Annotated in this window: 1 protein-coding gene and 1 pseudogene; one reads left to right on the forward strand and one right to left on the reverse strand. The window is 75.6% G+C overall.

The genetic code is table 11. The annotated features are described in order from the left end of the window. Positions 1–442 (forward strand): TetR/AcrR family transcriptional regulator (locus GT042_RS26665; protein ID WP_161311272.1); only part of this gene is annotated, 442 nt, incomplete at its 5' end. Positions 443–454: 12 nt separating this feature from the next. On the opposite strand, the pseudogene GT042_RS26670 reads toward GT042_RS26665, so the two are convergent. Further along, a pseudogene (locus tag GT042_RS26670) lies at positions 455–934 on the reverse strand (hypothetical protein); the annotation flags it as partial.

The following is a 934-nucleotide window of genomic DNA, read 5'->3' on the forward strand; positions in this document are numbered from 1 at the left end:
GGCCCTCTGGGACGTCACCCAGGCCGGTGACGACGAACCCCTCACCATGGCCGAGCGGCCCGTCCTCCAGGAGGTGCTGCGCGCTCGCGACCCGTACACGAAACTCCGGCTGTACGCGGGGTTCGTACGAGGCGTCCACGAACGGCTCGCCCCGCTCTTCACACTGCTGACCTCCGCCGGCGGTGAGGTGGCCGAGCTGCTGGCCGGGACGGAGGAGGAGCGGCTCACCGGGATCACCGCCTTCGTCGGGCACCTCGCGACCGTGGACCTGCTCCCCGCCGGCGCGGACCGCGCGTACCTCGTGGACGCGTGCTGGGTCCTCACCGGCCCCGACCTGTTCCAGCGGTTCACGGTCGCGCGCGGCTGGGACGCGGAGACGTACGAGACGTGGCTGGCGGACACGCTGTCCGCGACGCTGCTCCCCGGCGACGGCCGGGCGTGAGCCTCGGACCCCTCAGACCGTCAGGGGGACCGCCGCCAGGGACGCCACCGCCCACGTCAGCGGGACGAAGACCGCGAGCAGGGTCGCGGTCCGTACCGCCGCCGCCGTGCGGAGCATCGCCGCCGGGGCGCCTTGCCGTACCAGCTGTTCCGTCGTCGTGGCCCGCGCCTGGCGGGATTCCAGCGCGGCCGTCAGCAGGGTCGCCACCGTGCAGCCGATGACCAGCCCCGCGCCCAGACCCGTCAGCGGGCCGAAGGGGCGTTCGTCGCCGGGCCCGTACAGGCTCGCCGCCGCGAACGCGCCGGAGACCACCGCGCACAGCACACCCAGCGGGCGGCCGATCCGCCCCGCCTCGGTCATCAGCGTGCGGCCCGCCAGCAGCCGGATCGCGCCGGGGCGCAGCGTCTGGAGCAGCCAGCCGCACAGGTGGGTGATGCCGGGCCCGGCCAGCGCGAGGCCGACCGCGGTCAGCGCCCAGCCGGCCAGCACGCC

This window comes from Streptomyces sp. SID3212, assembly GCF_009865405.1.
In the GTDB taxonomy this organism is placed as follows: domain Bacteria; phylum Actinomycetota; class Actinomycetes; order Streptomycetales; family Streptomycetaceae; genus Streptomyces.